26 protein-coding genes are annotated in these 15,830 nt (G+C 39.5%); 9 read left to right on the top strand and 17 right to left on the bottom strand.

Annotated elements, in window-relative coordinates; all coding sequences use genetic code 11:
* Nucleotide 1 precedes the first annotated feature (1 nt).
* On the top strand, nt 2-385 hold the full coding sequence (locus JWG44_RS22235) for a hypothetical protein (protein WP_232371501.1): 384 nt from the start codon (nt 2-4) through the stop codon (nt 383-385).
* Here the strand turns inward: JWG44_RS22235 and JWG44_RS05720 are convergent.
* Nucleotides 382-1,878 carry a hypothetical protein gene (locus tag JWG44_RS05720; protein ID WP_205274010.1) on the bottom strand — a complete coding sequence of 499 codons (1,497 nt, stop codon included), beginning with the start codon at nt 1,876-1,878 and terminating at the stop codon, nt 382-384. The two genes, JWG44_RS22235 and JWG44_RS05720, sit on opposite strands and share 4 nt — an antisense overlap.
* Nucleotides 1,878-3,656 (bottom strand): hypothetical protein, encoded by a 1,779-nt coding sequence (locus JWG44_RS05715; RefSeq protein WP_232371500.1) that lies wholly within the window; start codon nt 3,654-3,656, stop codon nt 1,878-1,880. The genes JWG44_RS05720 and JWG44_RS05715 overlap by 1 nt, the downstream gene beginning before the upstream one ends.
* Before the next feature lie 174 nt (nt 3,657-3,830).
* Between JWG44_RS05715 and JWG44_RS05710 the strand changes: the two genes are divergently transcribed.
* The 8 genes from JWG44_RS05710 to JWG44_RS05675 all read left to right on the top strand — a co-directional run bounded on the left by JWG44_RS05710 (nt 3,831) and on the right by JWG44_RS05675 (nt 9,704).
* Nucleotides 3,831-4,994: a baseplate J/gp47 family protein gene (locus JWG44_RS05710; RefSeq protein WP_205274009.1), complete on the top strand. Its 1,164-nt coding sequence runs from the start codon at nt 3,831-3,833 to the stop codon at nt 4,992-4,994.
* Nucleotides 4,991-5,632 (top strand): hypothetical protein, encoded by a 642-nt coding sequence (locus JWG44_RS05705; protein WP_205274008.1) that lies wholly within the window; start codon nt 4,991-4,993, stop codon nt 5,630-5,632. The genes JWG44_RS05710 and JWG44_RS05705 overlap by 4 nt, the downstream gene beginning before the upstream one ends.
* Nucleotides 5,632-6,960, top strand: coding sequence for a phage tail protein (locus JWG44_RS05700; RefSeq protein WP_205274007.1), 1,329 nt, complete (start codon nt 5,632-5,634; stop codon nt 6,958-6,960). Before JWG44_RS05705 ends, JWG44_RS05700 begins: the two co-directional genes overlap by 1 nt.
* 111 nt (nt 6,961-7,071) lie before the next feature.
* The gene (locus tag JWG44_RS05695) at nt 7,072-7,668 is read left to right on the top strand and encodes a DUF4376 domain-containing protein (RefSeq protein ID WP_332460772.1); all 597 of its coding nucleotides are present in this window, start codon (nt 7,072-7,074) and stop codon (nt 7,666-7,668) included.
* Nucleotides 7,669-7,672: 4 nt separating this feature from the next.
* Complete coding sequence (locus tag JWG44_RS05690) at nt 7,673-8,290, top strand: hypothetical protein (protein WP_205274005.1); 618 nt, start codon at nt 7,673-7,675, stop codon at nt 8,288-8,290.
* Entirely contained in the window at nt 8,287-8,925 is a 639-nt protein-coding gene (locus tag JWG44_RS05685) for a hypothetical protein (protein WP_205274004.1), read from the top strand. Before JWG44_RS05690 ends, JWG44_RS05685 begins: the two co-directional genes overlap by 4 nt.
* A 10-nt stretch (nt 8,926-8,935) precedes the next feature.
* Nucleotides 8,936-9,208, top strand: coding sequence for a hypothetical protein (locus tag JWG44_RS05680; protein WP_205274003.1), 273 nt, complete (start codon nt 8,936-8,938; stop codon nt 9,206-9,208).
* Entirely contained in the window at nt 9,201-9,704 is a 504-nt protein-coding gene (locus JWG44_RS05675) for a hypothetical protein (protein WP_205274002.1), read from the top strand. The genes JWG44_RS05680 and JWG44_RS05675 overlap by 8 nt, the downstream gene beginning before the upstream one ends.
* Nucleotides 9,705-9,751: 47 nt before the next feature.
* Here the strand turns inward: JWG44_RS05675 and JWG44_RS22625 are convergent, their stop codons facing one another.
* From JWG44_RS22625 to JWG44_RS05605, 15 genes are read right to left on the bottom strand one after another with little or no spacing between them, the layout of a single operon-like run.
* The gene (locus JWG44_RS22625; protein WP_232371499.1) at nt 9,752-9,934 is read right to left on the bottom strand and encodes a hypothetical protein; all 183 of its coding nucleotides are present in this window, start codon (nt 9,932-9,934) and stop codon (nt 9,752-9,754) included.
* A 41-nt stretch (nt 9,935-9,975) separates the two neighbouring features.
* On the bottom strand, nt 9,976-10,206 hold the full coding sequence (locus JWG44_RS05670; RefSeq protein WP_205274001.1) for a hypothetical protein: 231 nt from the start codon (nt 10,204-10,206) through the stop codon (nt 9,976-9,978).
* Nucleotides 10,203-10,493: a hypothetical protein gene (locus tag JWG44_RS05665; protein ID WP_205274000.1), complete on the bottom strand. Its 291-nt coding sequence runs from the start codon at nt 10,491-10,493 to the stop codon at nt 10,203-10,205. Before JWG44_RS05665 ends, JWG44_RS05670 begins: the two co-directional genes overlap by 4 nt.
* Nucleotides 10,490-10,930 carry a hypothetical protein gene (locus tag JWG44_RS05660; RefSeq protein ID WP_205273999.1) on the bottom strand — a complete coding sequence of 147 codons (441 nt, stop codon included), beginning with the start codon at nt 10,928-10,930 and terminating at the stop codon, nt 10,490-10,492. Before JWG44_RS05660 ends, JWG44_RS05665 begins: the two co-directional genes overlap by 4 nt.
* An 8-nt stretch (nt 10,931-10,938) precedes the next feature.
* Complete coding sequence (locus JWG44_RS05655) at nt 10,939-11,175, bottom strand: hypothetical protein (RefSeq protein WP_205273998.1); 237 nt, start codon at nt 11,173-11,175, stop codon at nt 10,939-10,941.
* Between the two features lie 14 nt (nt 11,176-11,189).
* Nucleotides 11,190-11,459 carry a MazG nucleotide pyrophosphohydrolase domain-containing protein gene (locus JWG44_RS05650; protein ID WP_205273997.1) on the bottom strand — a complete coding sequence of 90 codons (270 nt, stop codon included), beginning with the start codon at nt 11,457-11,459 and terminating at the stop codon, nt 11,190-11,192.
* Nucleotides 11,460-11,470: 11 nt separating this feature from the next.
* Nucleotides 11,471-12,316, bottom strand: coding sequence for a DNA adenine methylase (locus JWG44_RS05645; RefSeq protein WP_205273996.1), 846 nt, complete (start codon nt 12,314-12,316; stop codon nt 11,471-11,473).
* Nucleotides 12,313-12,720 carry a hypothetical protein gene (locus tag JWG44_RS05640; RefSeq protein ID WP_205273995.1) on the bottom strand — a complete coding sequence of 136 codons (408 nt, stop codon included), beginning with the start codon at nt 12,718-12,720 and terminating at the stop codon, nt 12,313-12,315. Before JWG44_RS05640 ends, JWG44_RS05645 begins: the two co-directional genes overlap by 4 nt.
* Nucleotides 12,704-13,084: a hypothetical protein gene (locus JWG44_RS05635; protein WP_205273994.1), complete on the bottom strand. Its 381-nt coding sequence runs from the start codon at nt 13,082-13,084 to the stop codon at nt 12,704-12,706. Before JWG44_RS05635 ends, JWG44_RS05640 begins: the two co-directional genes overlap by 17 nt.
* Before the next feature lie 9 nt (nt 13,085-13,093).
* Nucleotides 13,094-13,519 (bottom strand): hypothetical protein, encoded by a 426-nt coding sequence (locus JWG44_RS05630; RefSeq protein WP_205274035.1) that lies wholly within the window; start codon nt 13,517-13,519, stop codon nt 13,094-13,096.
* Nucleotides 13,465-13,791, bottom strand: coding sequence for a hypothetical protein (locus tag JWG44_RS05625; RefSeq protein WP_205273993.1), 327 nt, complete (start codon nt 13,789-13,791; stop codon nt 13,465-13,467). The genes JWG44_RS05630 and JWG44_RS05625 overlap by 55 nt, the downstream gene beginning before the upstream one ends.
* A complete protein-coding gene (locus tag JWG44_RS05620; protein ID WP_232371498.1) occupies nt 13,784-14,158 on the bottom strand; it encodes a hypothetical protein in 375 nt (124 codons plus the stop codon). Before JWG44_RS05620 ends, JWG44_RS05625 begins: the two co-directional genes overlap by 8 nt.
* Nucleotides 14,155-14,433: a hypothetical protein gene (locus tag JWG44_RS05615; protein ID WP_205273992.1), complete on the bottom strand. Its 279-nt coding sequence runs from the start codon at nt 14,431-14,433 to the stop codon at nt 14,155-14,157. Before JWG44_RS05615 ends, JWG44_RS05620 begins: the two co-directional genes overlap by 4 nt.
* Complete coding sequence (locus JWG44_RS05610; RefSeq protein WP_205273991.1) at nt 14,430-14,669, bottom strand: hypothetical protein; 240 nt, start codon at nt 14,667-14,669, stop codon at nt 14,430-14,432. Before JWG44_RS05610 ends, JWG44_RS05615 begins: the two co-directional genes overlap by 4 nt.
* Nucleotides 14,670-14,672: 3 nt before the next feature.
* Nucleotides 14,673-15,590, bottom strand: coding sequence for a DUF5131 family protein (locus tag JWG44_RS05605; RefSeq protein ID WP_205273990.1), 918 nt, complete (start codon nt 15,588-15,590; stop codon nt 14,673-14,675).
* Between the last annotated feature and the right edge of the window lie 240 nt (nt 15,591-15,830).

Raw genomic sequence — 15,830 nt, 5'->3', positions numbered from 1 at the left:
AATGAGTAACTTTTGGGACCACTTCGCAGAATCGGAACATGAAAAGCATGTTTCAAACAAAATCATTTTTGTTAAATCAAAGAATTCAAATTCATGCGAATATTGTTCCTCTCATTGGGGAACGAAGGTTAGGCTCTTTGCAAGTTATTCAGATTTCGAAAATTCAGAATTCTTCGGTGGAAACGATACTGTCATTCACGATCCAAATGGTGTAAAGGTAGCGGCATGGCCCGGTAAAAATAACGTTGGTAGAAATTCGAGGAACTATTGGCTTTGTTGCCCTGTTCATCCGAACTGTGGGTGTGAATTTAAAGATTATCGGTTTATCAGGTCCGAAGAGAAATCGGAAGAACTTGAAGATTGGTATTCAAAATTAGATTTTTAGATTTCCTTATCCCAATTGGGATTGAGTTTTCTTTTTCCCCATTTTACTGATATCGTTTGATCTGCAATTCCAGCGCCTGGAACCCAAGTTACATCTATCCCGGTTACGTAAAATTTAGGATCATACATTTCCAATTCTTTATGAATCTTTTTACTTTGGATTTCTCCGTTTTTATTCACAATTTCCATGATCATCCCTTTGGAAATTTCTCTAAAATATCCGCCGGAAAAGGAACCGGAAAAAATTCTCTCACCAGTTCCGAAAGTATTAAAGATTTTGGATTGTATGGAGTTTAATTTTTCTTTGAATACGCTTTGAGATGCCGCGTCTTGAGATTCTTGCGGAAAACCAGTACCATCAAGAACGATTGACAAGACCCTTTGGCCGAACTCTGCGAGCAAAGAAGGACTGTATGTAACTGGATTTAAGGTAAGCCCAGTGATATTGTCAAAGATTCCTACGTTTATATGCACCCCAGAAAAAATATCGGAGGTTGATTCTGACAATCTAAAACTGCTTATCAATGATTGTTCAACTTCGGCGACGAGACCTTTAGGTACGATATCAGAATCTAGGAATTCGAATGGTGTTTTCCTGTAAATAAGAGTAGCTATCGGTAGATCCGGGGAAGAAATTTTTTCTTTTGATAATTTTTTCAGTAAGAAAGGCATTGTTTCGTTTACATAAAAATCTACAGCCTGATCGTAATGAAAAAATAATTCGTAAAGAGGAGCCTTTGCGAGAGATTCCATTAAAGACCAAATTGACAATGAATTCCCAAATGTCTGAGAATTTATCCATTGGAGAGTGTGAAGGAAGGTTGTCGTATAAGGAAGCGAATCCAAACCTTTAGAAGTCTCTACTAACTTAGAGAAAGGATTCCCACCATAACTTCCGTTTGAAAGAAGATGTTCTATCGCAGAATTCGCTAAGGATCTCAACATCAAAGTTGGACTTTTTGTTTCTTTGATAGCGTTTGAAATAATTTGCAAAGCAACTTGTAATCTACTCGCGGGCGATTTCGAAGCTGATTCGGCAGGAACGGTGGCAGATACAGGCTTTGAATTGTCGAAATCTATGAATAGAATTTGGGAATTGATCGCTTCTTCTAATCCTTCTCCAGAAACCCCATATTCCGAATCACCCTTCGCAGTTCCTTCGTGGTCACTTTCAGAAATTCTTCCGGCAAATTTTATTAGATCGTTTTCCGTAATTACAATGATTCTTCCCGGACGAAATAGCTCACGAACTCGAACTCTCTGATTATTTACTAAAATTTCATTTCTTGCACCTTTAGGAAGGTCAATTCTAAAAGAACCACCTTCCAATCTATCATTGAAATTGACTCTTTCGAGATATTCCTTTGGAATTTCGATCGGTGATTTTAACGCGAGGATTTCACCCGTGCTATATCTTTGAGAAATTGCTGTCGGATTGTCCGGAAGAAACCCAAATAGAAAAACTCTGAACGTAGGGTTTATTGCGTGAATCATTAAAAATTTCGCCTCCTTCTTAATTTGAAACTTTTAAAATCTCCAATGGGATTGATTTGAACAACATACTCGATAGTATCTCCATTGAATTCAAAAGACACGATAGATGCATCTTTCACACCCAAGTCAGATTGCATATTTTGGAGAATTCTAGAAGGGATGACGAGATTGAAAAGACTATCCGGCGCGGATCCGGGTTCAACATTTGCACCAATACCGGTATGAAATGGGATTTGTCCCGGAAGAATTCGAAGTTTATCCAGAGCTCCATCAACGAGACAATCAATTCCGGAAGTAAGCGCCAAGTCACCGGCTTCGACTTCGAAATCATAATCTTCGGTAAGCAGTAAGTCTTCTCCGAAATACCATTTCTCCAGGATTTCTTGTGTTTTTTCCGGAGGAAAATTCTCTAATATTCTATGTTCAGAAATCACTCCTGTATCGATTTGAGAGTATGATTTTTGAGAAGGAACTCGAATCGATAACCCAATGATATCGTCCCCTCTTCCTACCAATAACATACCGTTATCATTTATAACGTTTTGAACTCTTTCAGGCGAACCGTAATAAAGAGTTGCGATAATTTCCAAAGTCATTCCCGGGCGTACCACGATATATGTGAAACTTTGGGAAACGTTTTGGTTGTTCACGAGTATCAAAGCCGCGCTTATATTCGTGAGTGCCATTTGAATATCAAGAACGGAATTGACTATCGGATCCGAAGCAAGTATGTATTCGGATTCATTGATCTCGTTGGCGGTAAAAATATTATTATAAATGGAAACTGGAAGATCAATTTGATTTATTTCCTGTTGTGAAGATCCGGATGTGATCGGTTTTTGTGGATTATCCAGAGCTCCCATTTCAGGAGTTACGGTATTTGGAAAATACAATTGGTTCAAAAGTTCATGAAATTGATTTGTTTTCTTTTTGAGAGGACCACCTGATTTAGCAATTTTCTTTATTGCATCCTTATTTGTAATTTCAAACTGTTTTAAATCCTTCTTCATTTCTCCGGCAAGATTCGCGATATCTTTGTAAAGATCCGTAACTGAAGAAAGATATTGAAGAGGTCCAGATAAGTCGGTTAAAATATTGTCGAAAGCAAGGAGAGCGTTGTTGATCAATGCTTTCGGATCCGGAAGTGCTGGTCTTCGAAATGGCGCTCTTGAAGACTTATCTTCGATTCCGACAAGATTGAGAGACCAAAACCAAGTTAACGGATCCTCTTTTGATTGAGAGATCTTGAATCCACCTTTTTCACTGAAGACCACTTCCCAATGAGCGTCACGATCGTAGTCGTGAAAAATCATTAGAGTATCTTCAAAGTTAAAGGGGGTATTTCCGGTCGCTTTAGCTTTAATATCCGCGGCGTTCGGAAAGAACGGTGAAAAAGTGGGAACGCGACTATCTGCTTTGTCCTCGTCCCGAATTTCGTGCATAAGATAAACTAAATCAAAAAAATCTAAATAACCGGCTTTCTTAATCGGATTTAAACCTTCGAGTTCTTGAAGAAGAGCGTTTCCTATCGCGGAAGCGGCGCCGGATAGACTTCCGAAGGCGCCTGCCGGTTTTCTTACCGGAGGACCTTCGTATTGTTGCCAAATCTCCCCGGAAAGGGAAATGTCACACGTTGAGTTTCCATTATCAACTACTTGAACCCCTCCATAAGTTGGCTTTACGGAAATGTTATAGTTATAAGAATGTTCCTGCCTAGATAGACCGAGGAGAAAATAATATTCTCCAAAAGAAATTTCAAGAGCACCTGGAGTAGACAAACGTTTCTGAAACTCTAAACTGAAAGCACCTGTAGCTTCAAATCCACCGGTCCCTCTTGTTACACTCGTAGCTAAAGATCCCATATTGGAAGAGGACAAAGCAATCCTTAGAAATTAAAAACAAGCCCTTTTTTTGTTGCATTTTTACTAAGGCCAATCTTTTGTCCCTTCCCCGTGAGCGAGCCAAGTCCATACGTCCAAAGGACATTCCTAGGATATTTTACTAACTTAGTAAGCTACGTTGTAGCTGCCAAAGTTCGTTTAACAAATTTCAAACCCGGTTCTAGAATCCGAACTATTCTCGAGGCGATATCTGCGATCTTAACTCGCATTGAATCTGATTTTTTCGCGGCCTATCTTTACGCCATTCGGAACTCTTGCTATGAATCGTTCGGTTTCCCTTTACTTGAAGGAAAAAAATCCACCGGATTTATTCGATTTGTAAAAACAGATCATACTTCTACTTATTCGATTCCGATTTTTACGATTTCTCTTTTTGGACAAGACTATCAATCCGTTGGACCTTCGAGTATTGCCGTTGGACAGACTTCGGTGGATATCGATATCCGCGCTTTGAATTCGGGTTCCCAATATAATTTAGATCCTCAAGGAATCGATACTAACCTAGGAAAAGGCGATGTCTTTCCAAGCGCGGACCCGAATGCAAGTCTTGAATTCGATCGAATTTTCAATCCGTTTTTAATTTCCGGAGGAACAGACCAAGAGACTGAAGAAGAAAGACTTATTCGTTGGCAAGAATTTGTAAATAATCTTGGACGATCTACGTTAGCCGGAATTCTTTCCGGAGTAAAATCAGTTTCCGGTGTAGTAGATTGCTATGTCACTGAAAATTTAAACCCGAACAACGGACAATCAGAAACGGGTTGGATCAATATCTACGTTTCAGATGGAACCAGTAATACTGCGCCGACGATCATTCAAACGGTTACGGATAAAATAAAAGGAATTTTAGGGACTCCTGAATTTGGTTACAAAGCCGGCGGAACACGTCTTTTTGTCGGAAATCTTTCGGTTCAACCAATTTCATTTCATTACGAACTCGACGTTCTCATTTCAACACAACTCTCAGACGCTCAATTCAAAACTTTGGTAGAACTGGCAATTTCAAACTACGTAAATAAATTACGAAATGGAGACGACGTAATTTTCGATCGGTTGAAGGGCGCTGGTATAAATGCGCATCCAGATATTCAAAGAATCCGTTTCGTGGGAATTTCAACGGATATCGTCGTTCCATTGGGTTCCGTTCCTAAAATTGGAGGTAGCGGCGGTGGTTCTATCATTTGCGATCTGATCAATAGGATAAACCAACCATGATCGCAAGGTATCTTTCTTTATTCAATCGATCCGGAACCGTATTCAAAGCACTTTTTTTTGATCCAGATCGAGTGGAAAAAATACAAATTAAAAACATCAATGATATCAACAAGGGTGCCGTTTACAACGCGCTTGAATGGCATTATAGATTTGTAAAGCGTTTGATTGCCGAGTTTCCCATAACGAATGCGTCAGGATTCCTTCTCAAAGCTTGGGGAACTTTTTTAGGGGTTCCAAATGACCAAGCACTATCGGACCAAGAATACAGAGCAAAGATTCTTTCCAAGATTCTCGCAATCGTCGGAACTCTTCCTGCAATTAAGAATTTGGTAAAGGATATTGATCGAGTTGAAGTTAAGGAAGCACAAGACCTAGGTTTCTTCCTCGATGTAGCCTATCTTGATACTCCTGTATTAAAAAACAGACCGTTCGGTTCAGTCATGACTCACCCGACAAATGCAATATACATAATCTTTAATACTATCTTCGATATTGATCCTGCACTTTTAAGAACAATCTATCAACTAAAAAGCGCAGGCATTGGAGTTTTTGCCGGAGTGATTACAGAATATCCTAAATTCGGATTTTTGTATTTAGATTATGGTTTTATCGATAAGGATTATTCAGGAGTAAATTAATGACCGTTGTCGCGATACCCGCTAGTAATTCCGTTGCAAAGAGAACACTCTACAATCCCAATCAGAGAGTAAACTCAAAAACAGTAGGACCAATTCCCGGGTTAGAAGATGACCTACTCGTTTATCCTAAAGCGCTCACGATGCTTTTGCGGGAACTTTACGCATTGGATCCAGGTGAAATCCAGTGGTTTGGATGTGATATCCCTTCTTTTACGAACACAACGATTTCAACCCTAAAGGGAAGTTTACTAAAAGATGATGAAATTTATTTTTTGGAAGAAATGAACCTGCAACCTACCTCTCAGGCTTTTTGGGGATTCTATGAGATTGAATTGGTCCAGCAAGATTCTGATTTGGCAAATCTACAATTCTTTGATGCTTCAACGAACTCATCCTATCAACAAAGTGCAAATACTAGAAAATCCTTTATCGTTAAGGTTTACGAGAACTATAATACTACCGCGGCATTCCCGACTTTAACTCCCGGAAGAATCAAGTGGTTCGAATATAAGAAGGATGCGGCATTTGGAAATGTAATTTCCGTGAATAAGATTTCAAACTCAGTAAAGATTCCTAAAAGCAAAAATGGAACGCTCATTACACTCGAAGACAGTACTGCATTGCAAATCCCATTAGGTTCAGTCGTTGAAGATAACTTAGATAGGCTTTCATCTTCCCTTTTCAAAGATGCAAACGGGCAAGCAATTTCAAGAACAACATTCTCAACTCTTTGGAATGCAATTCGGAAAGCCGTTACCGGTATAAATCCAACGTCGGACAGAGTTATCGTTTCGCAAACTTGTCTTGAAGGACAACTTGTAAAATTCTCTTTCACCGGCGGAGGGATTACGGCTCTTACGGAATACTATGTTAGGAATCCGACGGCCGCAGATTTTCAAATTTCATCCACTCCGACGGGATCGATTATTGATCTTACTTCGAATCAATCCGGAGATGTACTGGTCAATGTGGAATACGGCTTTGGAGACGGTTCCACTACATTCAACGTAATGGATCGAAACGGTGTTTTTGCAAGAGGATCCGGTTTAAACGGAACTAGAGCAAAGGCCGCAGGTGGAAATTATGACGGTGGAGCTGTGGGATTCAAAGGTCAGGACCAATTTCATTCACATTGGCATGATCTACCGAACGGAGTTCCGAATAATTATACCCCAGGTCCAACTGGTGGTGGGTCAGGATTTGTCGGAGTGCAAACTTTAGGTTCTGCTAAAACGCCTGCAACTGATGGAATAAATGGAATTCCAAGAGCAGGAAATGAAACCACTCCTGCCTGGGTTGCGGTAAGATACAAAGTGAGGGTCGCGTAAATGAATTACGTAATTGATAAACAATCGAAAGAAGTTCTTTGGATAAATACAGATCCAAAACAAATCTCCGGACAGGAAGTCTGGTTTGAATTCAATCCGAATATTCATCGTGTGGTTTATTCAGTAAATTATAATCCACAAAAAGGTGATATCTTCAATGCGGAAATTGAAGATGGAGTTGCTTTAGAATTTCATCCAAAATCAGTTTACGATAAAATTAGCGGGAACGAGCGCTCCCTCGAGAACTGGGACGATAAAATTAAACCAACGGAAACTGAAATCCCGCCGATTCCATCAGAGCAGTTTCAGAAATTTAATGGGACAACTTGGATCATAGATCAAGAAAAAAGGATTTCAAAATTTTTAGAATTAAATTCTGCAATTTTCAATTCGAAGAAAGAAAGTTACAGAGGGACGGTCGAGTTCAAAAATACAAATTGGGATTCTGGCAAGACTTATCTTGATAATATTAACTCGATCGTAAATTTATTTTCAAAAAGTAAGATCTCAGCAATCCCACCTTGGAAAGATTCAAATAACGAATTTTCAATCCTAAATATCGACGATCTTAAGTCACTTGCAGAATTGATTGAGGTCGATATGTATAACGCAGGCATGTCCCTGTATCAAAGAAAATGGGAAAACGAAAACACGATCAATAACCTTTCTCCTTCTGATTCGTTTGATCCAATCATCGCGTGGACGTAACCAAATGTTTGAAGAATTATGGAAAGCGCTTGGTTTAGGTTTTTGTATCGGAGTTTACTCGATCACTAAACATTTTTACGACAAGTGGGCTGAGAAAAAGTCTTTAGAAATTTCTAAGAAGAAATCTCTCGGAAAGATCGAACTCGTTTTAAATATCAATTCGATGGTACAAGACCGTCTAGCTCTACTTCGCGATCATTACTCAGCAAGTCGTGCCAAAGTTTTTCAGTTTCATAACGGTGAGTATTATCTTAATGGTGCCGGTGTCGAGAAGTTCTCGATGTCGCACATTTCCGTTAAACCGGGTATGGCGGTTCCGTATAACTTTGAAGAGTACTATACAAAAAAAGAGATTTCGATGTCTGTCGAACTCATTAAACCGATCTGTGACTCATCGTTTTATTATCTCAAAACAGATGATCTTCCGGAAACTTCGCGGTGGAGAAGAATTTTCCGTTTTAACGATATTAAAGCGCATCTTTTCGCAAAAATTGAACACCAAGGTTTTGCTGAAGGATTCATTTCAATTTCTTGGCATGAAGATTATGAACATGATACGGATCCAACCGAAATTATTCGAGCAGCGGAAGAAATCGGATTACTTCTAAGGACAGACAAATGACACCGGCAATCGCTTTGAAGGGCGTTGAACAAAACAATAAGATCGCACCGGTCTACTCTGTAGGCTATGGCTCTATGTGTGGTTACATCGCCGCGTGTGTTATCGGTTCTGCGGTCATCCCAAAAATGGCGAGTGTCGAATACATTCGATGGTTTGTGGATTACATGGAGCCGAGATTCGGTGCGGTCGGAATCGGCGAAAAGATCCTTCAGAATTTAAAACTAAGAAGCATCGTCGATACGTGGCGTCGATATAAAGAAATTCGGCTCGGAAGATTTATGGAATGCTATGCCGAGGCTCTCAAAGAAATTCTGAAAGACAATTCGATCGAAGTCGTTTTAAAAATCAATGGCAACTGGTCGGAAATCGACGAAGCGCTTGAGAAAGGTTCAGCTGTTATGCTTGGAACCTCACTTACGAAAAGTGGCCATTTCATAGTACTACGGAGAATCGTTTATATCAACGGAATCAAATACTACGAAGTTATCGATTCCTACGGAGACTGGACTACCGGTTACAAGAAAAAAGAAATCAACAATCGGTATCTTGCCGAAGACCTCGTTTCTCACTGCGGAATTGATTCCAACAAAGGGATTCATGCGAATTTTATATATCTCATTCAACTTGGAATTTAAGGAGAATTCTATGAAAAAACAAATCAAGAAAGTTGGGAGAATTGCCAAGGATGAATTTAAAAAGAAATCTTTCGCAATCTTCGTAATCGCTTCCGTAATTGAAGCAGGCTTACAGGCAACCGGGAAAGCATCGATGCTATCTTTTTTAGGACAAAACATTACGTATTTTGGAGTGATAGGAATATGCTCGTTTTCGGTTTATATGAAGAAACCGCTTTCCGAATTGGTAAATACATTCCGGAACGGAAAAACTAAAGTTGTAGAGGAACCAAATCATGAATAGAGTAATTGTCTCAATTCTTTTATTTTTCTTCGTTACGTGTTGCGCAACGACTCGACCGAATTTCGAAGAAGGAATTCAAAGTTCTGAAAATGCTTCTAAGGAAGCAGAAGAACTTGCAAAAAAAGTACAAAACAAACCGATCTCCGAAATTACTTCAGAGGAAAAAGATCAACTTTCAAAAAAACTAAAAGAATTCTCTACCAAGTTTGCAAACAACGCGGAACTGTTAAAAAAAAGCAAAGCATACGGCGACGAATGGAAACAAAAGGCAGAGGATTATAGACCAGATGCTGAAACTTGGAGAACGATTAAGTTTTTCTTTTATGTTTTTCTAATTTTGTTTTTAGCGGTAGCTTTAGCTATTTTAGGAATTCGTTTGTATCTAAAATATGGATCTCTTTCCGGTGTGGCGAATGTTGCGAATATAATTTCTAAATCACCCGTTGGTATTCCATTTTTAACAAAACATGTGGAATCTAACGTTATCCCATTCTAAAAGTATCTCCTATCTCTTCCTCGGGTCCAATAGATCCGAGGAGTTTTTTATGGTTCTAATCTTTTCCTCAATTCAACGTAGTATTTTCGCATTCGTTCGGTCTTAATATACGGAGGAAGGTCGTCCCATCTCTTCGGGATTTTTCCTTTTCTTAGTAAATTCTCGCAATGAATGATCCATAAATTTTCTTGTCTTTGTATGTAATCATCATTTATTTTCTCATCACTCATGATTGAAGATAATTTTTTGGAAAAGAACTTCGATCTTCGTTTTAGAATTCAAGAATCCTACACATTCCCGATTCTTTTCCCAGAGAACATACGAACGCGCCATAGATGCAAGCGATCATCACGAAAGTTGCCAAAAAGATTCCCATAAGAATCAGAGTAAGACTTCTTCCCGGAACCATTCCCAAAGAAAGCATGATAACGATCGCAAGAAACCCGAAGGCTCCCGCGCAGAGGAGCCAAAATAAAAACATGATCAAAAGGATTCCGCTCATTTGGAAACCTCCTGAGATCGCTTCCCTTCATTGAAGATTACGAGAACGAAACCTAAGAATCCGATTCGAAATTGCCAATGCTTGAAAATGTCATCAAAATTTCCCTCAGCGAGTAAAAACGGAAAACCGGGATACCAATGCGACCAATAGTTTTTGATTAGAATCCCTCCCGTTTCCCATTCCTTGATCCAAATATGTGTAAACCGAGTTGCTCTGATCTTTAACAAAAGAACCTGTAACCAAAGTTTGAAAGTTTTCTTACCCTTTTCTGGATGATTGTTATTCATTCAGATACCTCTTGATCTTCTGTGTTTTTTTCAGTTTCCTTTTCCTGAATAGGATCACGACATTCGTCACATTGACCGTCTTCATCAATCCAATGTTCTTCCATACCGAATGGGTAAAGTCCGCAAGTATCACAAGACGACTCATCTTCATACATCCACCCCATCGATCTTAGGGTTGGAGCTAATCTTTCATACTCTTTATTAAGGATTCCACCTCGAATAGTTAAATCACACTCTCCTATGATTTTAAAGATCTCTTTGGATTCTTCAGGCGGGACTATGGCTAACTCTATAATTTCATCGTTTTTACTATAGCGCCAGTCTTGAAAACGTTTCCAATACAGCCTTTTTGCCCTTAGAGGTAATTTTGCAAATATAAGCTCACAATTGCTATCACACGGTTCCTCATTTCTTAATCTAACTTGATATAAATTCATACGAGTTTTTATCCCTCCTCGAGTCCACCGAGCAACTTCTTAAGTTGATGGTGACGTTGCGGAGTGCGATTGATTGCTTCTATAAGCTCCTCAATGAGATCGTTTTTCCCTTCGTCGTATTCCCGGAAGTCCTCATCGTTCGGATCTATTCGGAAGCTAAGAATTTCTTCCTTAAGCGCGGCTTTGTATTGATCAAGCGTAAGTCCTTGATCGTAGATTGAAATTTGTTTTCCTTGTCCAGACATATTCACTCCTTTGTTTATAACCAATCCAAATGTCCAGATTCCATACTTGCAAGGGCTAACTGACAAGCCGTTGCTATATCAAGGATTTCGGATTTAATATCTTCTCTGTTGTTCGATCTGATTGCGTCAATTAGTTCGGCATACTCTTCAGTTATGATTCCTAAAATCTCATGTGAACTTTTTAGAATTCCAAATCCCTTTTTCTGAATCACCCTTCTGGTATGCGAATTGATTTCATCTAACGCATTTTCGAATGATTCAACTGACAGTTTTTCTCTTTCCATAAATTCTCCTTTCATCCGAATAACATCGGTTCGTTTTCTTCCAGTCTCGCTACACACAAAGGATTCAACCAGATTGCCTCGGTCCGCGCTCGGCGCTTATTGTCCCTCGTCGCTCTCTCCTTCCGGATCCATCCTTTCTTCTCTAACCGATCAGCATAGAGGTCGGAAGGATACCCAGAGATGACCACCATGCCCTTTAAGGAAGCAATCACGTTTAAAAGATTATCATGCTCGATCGCACTTTTCATTTCGTGGGTGTAGAGATCTCCGGATCCGCGCACTGCTCCAAGATATGGAGGGTCAAGATAGAAAAGCGAAGTCGGAGAATCGAGTTGATCGGCTATTTCCGTGAAGGAGCGATTTTCGATCACGACTCCACGAAGTCGGGCGGCCGCCTGGTAGTAAGGCTTGATATCAGACCAAAGTCTCGCTGGAATGTATCCTCCGGAACGATCAAGGTTTCCGTGGACCCTGAAGGATCCTCGATAAGATCGATTCTGCCCGATGTTCATCCAACACTTTGCACAGAATTTTAGGGCGCGATCGATCGTGTCTTCGGAAGGTGTATTTTTGGATACCGCCCATTCGTGAATTTCACGAGAGTATGGAGTCCACTTGATGCGACGAATCAACTCTTTTGCGGTATCGCGATTTCCTAACATCGCCATGAAATTTGTCACTTCCGAATCGAGATCGAAATAGTATTCCGCTCTGGCCGGTTCTTTTTGAAGTAAAATGTTAGCCGCCCCTCCGAATCCATCGACGTAAACATCGTGATCCGGAAAAAACGATCTTACCCATGGACCGAGAATCCACTTTCCGCCATTGTATTTAAGAACTGGTCGAGTGATGCTCATGAAACATACCTTTTATTTGTCCAATGAATGATCTTGCCTTTGAAATCTTCACTGAACCATTTAATGAAATCTACAAACGACTCGAATCCATCGTTCTGAGCCAGCTCATCACATTCACTATATGATAGTTTACGTCCGGATATTTTTACATCTGGATACATGCCTGAAAAACCAGATAATCCACACCAATTGATTTCAATTGATTCAACGGAAATGCAGTTCGATTCGTAAAAACGTTCATAAAATTTTGTTCTGACTCCATAGGCCATCTGAATTTTTCTACCAGCATACCAACGATTGGATTTATCTTCTCGAATCGTATGAATCTTTTCACCGGATAAAATCTTATCCTTAAATTTTGTCGGGCCAATTCTTGGATGTTTTTGCCTAAAGCCCAAGACCATTCTCGAACTCCGATTTATCAATTGATCTATAATATAATCTCGACCTTCCTCCCGAACTTGAAGGCTTAAACCAAATTTCGCAGTCTTTCTTGCCAACGCTTTCTCCAAATGATGGAGAAAAAATAAATTTAAATCTTCTCGAAATTGGTGGATCTAGTTCGTTCCACTTATTTAAGATTTCATTTCGTTCTTTCTTCGTAGGAGGCTGATAAGAAAGAATTATTCTTTTAATGTTTGGATGAATCTCATGATTTCTTTTCCTTATCTGTCTAAGCGTTTCTGAAAATTTAATATTTTCGTGTTTAAGTTCAATTTCTGGAACCATATTTTTCCCTTTTAATAATTTTTGATAACTGAGTAACAATTTACTAAACTACCATTCCGTGCATGCGATCGGGAAAGGAATTTCTGGATCTTGTCCATCTCGAAGTGAAAGCTCAATGGCTCTACGAAAAGAAACTCTACACATTCTTTTCAACCAAAACTTATCTTCTTCCGTTTCCCCGTCATCGATTTGATAACCATCCCACCAAACCCGACCATCATCTAAATTCTGGATTTTGAATTCGGATTTATCATAAATTTCTTCTATTGTGACTCCGTACTGACGTATACATTCTCGTAAGGTTTTAAGCAAAGAAGTCCCAGCCCACCACTCGTATTCATTTAACTTAAAGACTTTAATTTGGTTATTCATACGCTTCCTTTTATGATCTGAATTATTTTTAATAAAAACTGCGTTGTTCATTTCTTTTTCTTTTTTAATTTTATAAGGAACTTTTTCCGGCAAATAGAGCATATTATTACCTTAGCCCCTTTCTTATTTTGCTGGAGCTTTCCACCACAATCACAACTTCGTGACTCAATAACTGTGTTAACTAATTCGTTTATCCTTTCTCGTTTTTTCTCCATCTCTCTTTTTTTAATTTCTGGATGAAGTTCATAAAGGGTTGTTTTATACTCACGGGCAATACACTTATTTTCTTGATGGAGCTCATCACCAATCATGTCTCCAAGCTTTATAAATCGTTCACTAAGGCCTTTGTTGCTTTTGACTTCACTCTTATTCATATTGGTCCACACCATCCGAAGCTAATTTATAAGCACTATCCATCCCATCGAATAGCTCAGGTTGAGAATGGTGACCAAGGTTTTTTAAAAATTCCTTTTCCTTCTTCCCATACCATCCATGTTTACCAAGAAAATCTCTGGCGCCTTCAATCCCTAATGCTTCATTAATTTCTGGAATAAACTTCAAATTTAACCAGAACTCTTCAAAACCACATTTTTCACATTTAAGATAGCACCCATACTCCAATGGTTGTTTACCAACACCTATCCAGTTAATCCGATCGGTAAGATAAAGATTCATTTCACATTTAGGACAAAACTTAGGAGGTTTGCTTTTGGTAAGAAGTGAATCTCTAAAATCTTTCATCTCGGATTCCTCTCTTCCAATCCCGCATTACGAAGCGCGACGTATAAGATATCCCAGGCTCCACGTAACTTTCGGTGTATCCGGTCGGCTCTTGCCGACTTCCAAACTTTTTTCGGATTGAAGGCTTCGCTTTGCATAAACCTTGCATCGTAGGAACCGTAAGCGCCTTTCGTTGCCTCAGTCGTCGTCCGATCATTTGCAATATACGCGCGAGAGTGTTCGCGCTTCTTCGATTCGTCGCCGTTAGGCCAGATTTCAATTTTTACTACGATCATGATTTTACAATTCCTTGAGGTCGGTTTAAATCTCTCTCGTTGAATCTATTTGCAGAGGCTTTTATATATTTATTTTCCATTCCTATTTTATCTGATTTTATTTTGCATTCTTCAGAACAGATTATAAAAGCGATTTCCTCTCTAAAATCTTCCAAATCCCCAAATACGATTTTCCATGACCATGAATCATTCCATCGCTCACGTTTATTGCAGATATCGCATATATGAATTCTCATTTATTAACCTTCTCTAGCCTCCGGAAATTGTTTCCACTCGACTCCATCAAGTAAGGCACCACTTTCTTTTTTCCCGCATCGAAACATGACGCCGGGTCTTCCGGAGGGACGATCCATTTCCCGACAAGGTTTTTCGTTCTTACATAGGCAATTTGGTGCCCACTCGCCCCATTGTTTAAAGAAGAACGAAACATCAGCTTCTAAGCACTGATCCCGCAGATTCGTGATCCATTCCGGATGAACAGGTCTGGCATTCGGACCAGACTCACCGCCAGCGATCACCCAATGGATGTATTTAGGATTTAAATCCAAATCGACTTTTCCGAGAAGCGGTTCACAACTAAGAAACCGTATAGCTGCTGGAATTCTGATAAGGTCAGGAATTCTTTCATTCGCAGTCTTTTGATCTTCGATGGAAACTCCAAGCCAAACGTTGGGGAGTGGCCAATCTACAGAACCTTTCCAACTGTCTTTCATCGACTCCGCTGGCATCTTGACATTCTTATATTGAAAGTTCATCTCCACAAAAGTGTGTGCCGCCTCTCCAATTTCGGACGCGCGAAATTCTCTATTCATATACTCTAGCATTCTTTCGGACCGTTTTGTGAGAATTTGGAATGTATGTTGAGGGTTCAACGCTATGACAGCGAACACTTTGTCGATGAAGGAGTCAGGAACATCCTTATGAAAAAGATCGCTCATCGAATTCACAAAAATCTTTGATGGCTTTCTAATACTAAATGGGTCCTTCAGTTTTTTATTTTTGAATTCTACTTTGGAAAAATCTCGGATCGCCCACTCTCCAAACTTTCGTTTACTCAAAGTTTCTGCGTAACAGTTCTTGCAGCCGGCGGAAACTTTCGTGCATCCGGTTACAGGATTCCAAGTATGATCAGTCCATTCGATTTTAGAGTTTTTCATCCCAATACTCTTCCTAAATGTAATATAAAAGTGTTTCCTTCAGTTATGATCCCATAACACCATTCTCTCCGTGGTTGCCCGATTGATATACCGAGACATTCGATCCGAAACTTTGGTGAATCTTTTTTATAGCCGTTTTGAAATTCTATTATCCTATACGCTTTATTCAGAAGGCGGGACTTCCAATATTTCGTCAGTGTTCGATACTCATCTTTTTTAATCCCAGATCGAATGTTATCG

It is taken from the genome of Leptospira ainazelensis (assembly GCF_016918785.1).
In the GTDB taxonomy this organism is placed as follows: domain Bacteria; phylum Spirochaetota; class Leptospiria; order Leptospirales; family Leptospiraceae; genus Leptospira; species Leptospira ainazelensis.
Note: the sequence above shows the minus strand (reverse complement) of the source record. Positions and strands in the feature narration are given on the sequence as shown.

Excerpts from the sequence above, each read along its gene's own strand:
- JWG44_RS22235 (WP_232371501.1), top strand. The coding sequence starts at position 2 with ATGAGTAACTTTTGGGACCACTTCGCAGAATCGGAACATGAAAAGCAT.
- JWG44_RS05720 (WP_205274010.1), bottom strand. The coding sequence starts at position 1,878 with ATGATTCACGCAATAAACCCTACGTTCAGAGTTTTTCTATTTGGGTTT.
- JWG44_RS05705 (WP_205274008.1), top strand. The coding sequence starts at position 4,991 with ATGATCGCAAGGTATCTTTCTTTATTCAATCGATCCGGAACCGTATTC.
- JWG44_RS05700 (WP_205274007.1), top strand. The coding sequence starts at position 5,632 with ATGACCGTTGTCGCGATACCCGCTAGTAATTCCGTTGCAAAGAGAACA.
- JWG44_RS05690 (WP_205274005.1), top strand. The coding sequence starts at position 7,673 with ATGTTTGAAGAATTATGGAAAGCGCTTGGTTTAGGTTTTTGTATCGGA.
- JWG44_RS05685 (WP_205274004.1), top strand. The coding sequence starts at position 8,287 with ATGACACCGGCAATCGCTTTGAAGGGCGTTGAACAAAACAATAAGATC.
- JWG44_RS05680 (WP_205274003.1), top strand. The coding sequence starts at position 8,936 with ATGAAAAAACAAATCAAGAAAGTTGGGAGAATTGCCAAGGATGAATTT.
- JWG44_RS05675 (WP_205274002.1), top strand. The coding sequence starts at position 9,201 with ATGAATAGAGTAATTGTCTCAATTCTTTTATTTTTCTTCGTTACGTGT.
- JWG44_RS22625 (WP_232371499.1), bottom strand. The coding sequence starts at position 9,934 with ATGAGTGATGAGAAAATAAATGATGATTACATACAAAGACAAGAAAAT.
- JWG44_RS05670 (WP_205274001.1), bottom strand. The coding sequence starts at position 10,206 with ATGAGCGGAATCCTTTTGATCATGTTTTTATTTTGGCTCCTCTGCGCG.
- JWG44_RS05665 (WP_205274000.1), bottom strand. The coding sequence starts at position 10,493 with ATGAATAACAATCATCCAGAAAAGGGTAAGAAAACTTTCAAACTTTGG.
- JWG44_RS05660 (WP_205273999.1), bottom strand. The coding sequence starts at position 10,930 with ATGAATTTATATCAAGTTAGATTAAGAAATGAGGAACCGTGTGATAGC.
- JWG44_RS05655 (WP_205273998.1), bottom strand. The coding sequence starts at position 11,175 with ATGTCTGGACAAGGAAAACAAATTTCAATCTACGATCAAGGACTTACG.
- JWG44_RS05650 (WP_205273997.1), bottom strand. The coding sequence starts at position 11,459 with ATGGAAAGAGAAAAACTGTCAGTTGAATCATTCGAAAATGCGTTAGAT.
- JWG44_RS05645 (WP_205273996.1), bottom strand. The coding sequence starts at position 12,316 with ATGAGCATCACTCGACCAGTTCTTAAATACAATGGCGGAAAGTGGATT.
- JWG44_RS05640 (WP_205273995.1), bottom strand. The coding sequence starts at position 12,720 with ATGGTCTTGGGCTTTAGGCAAAAACATCCAAGAATTGGCCCGACAAAA.
- JWG44_RS05630 (WP_205274035.1), bottom strand. The coding sequence starts at position 13,519 with ATGCTCTATTTGCCGGAAAAAGTTCCTTATAAAATTAAAAAAGAAAAA.
- JWG44_RS05625 (WP_205273993.1), bottom strand. The coding sequence starts at position 13,791 with ATGAATAAGAGTGAAGTCAAAAGCAACAAAGGCCTTAGTGAACGATTT.
- JWG44_RS05620 (WP_232371498.1), bottom strand. The coding sequence starts at position 14,158 with ATGAAAGATTTTAGAGATTCACTTCTTACCAAAAGCAAACCTCCTAAG.
- JWG44_RS05615 (WP_205273992.1), bottom strand. The coding sequence starts at position 14,433 with ATGATCGTAGTAAAAATTGAAATCTGGCCTAACGGCGACGAATCGAAG.
- JWG44_RS05610 (WP_205273991.1), bottom strand. The coding sequence starts at position 14,669 with ATGAGAATTCATATATGCGATATCTGCAATAAACGTGAGCGATGGAAT.
- JWG44_RS05605 (WP_205273990.1), bottom strand. The coding sequence starts at position 15,590 with ATGAAAAACTCTAAAATCGAATGGACTGATCATACTTGGAATCCTGTA.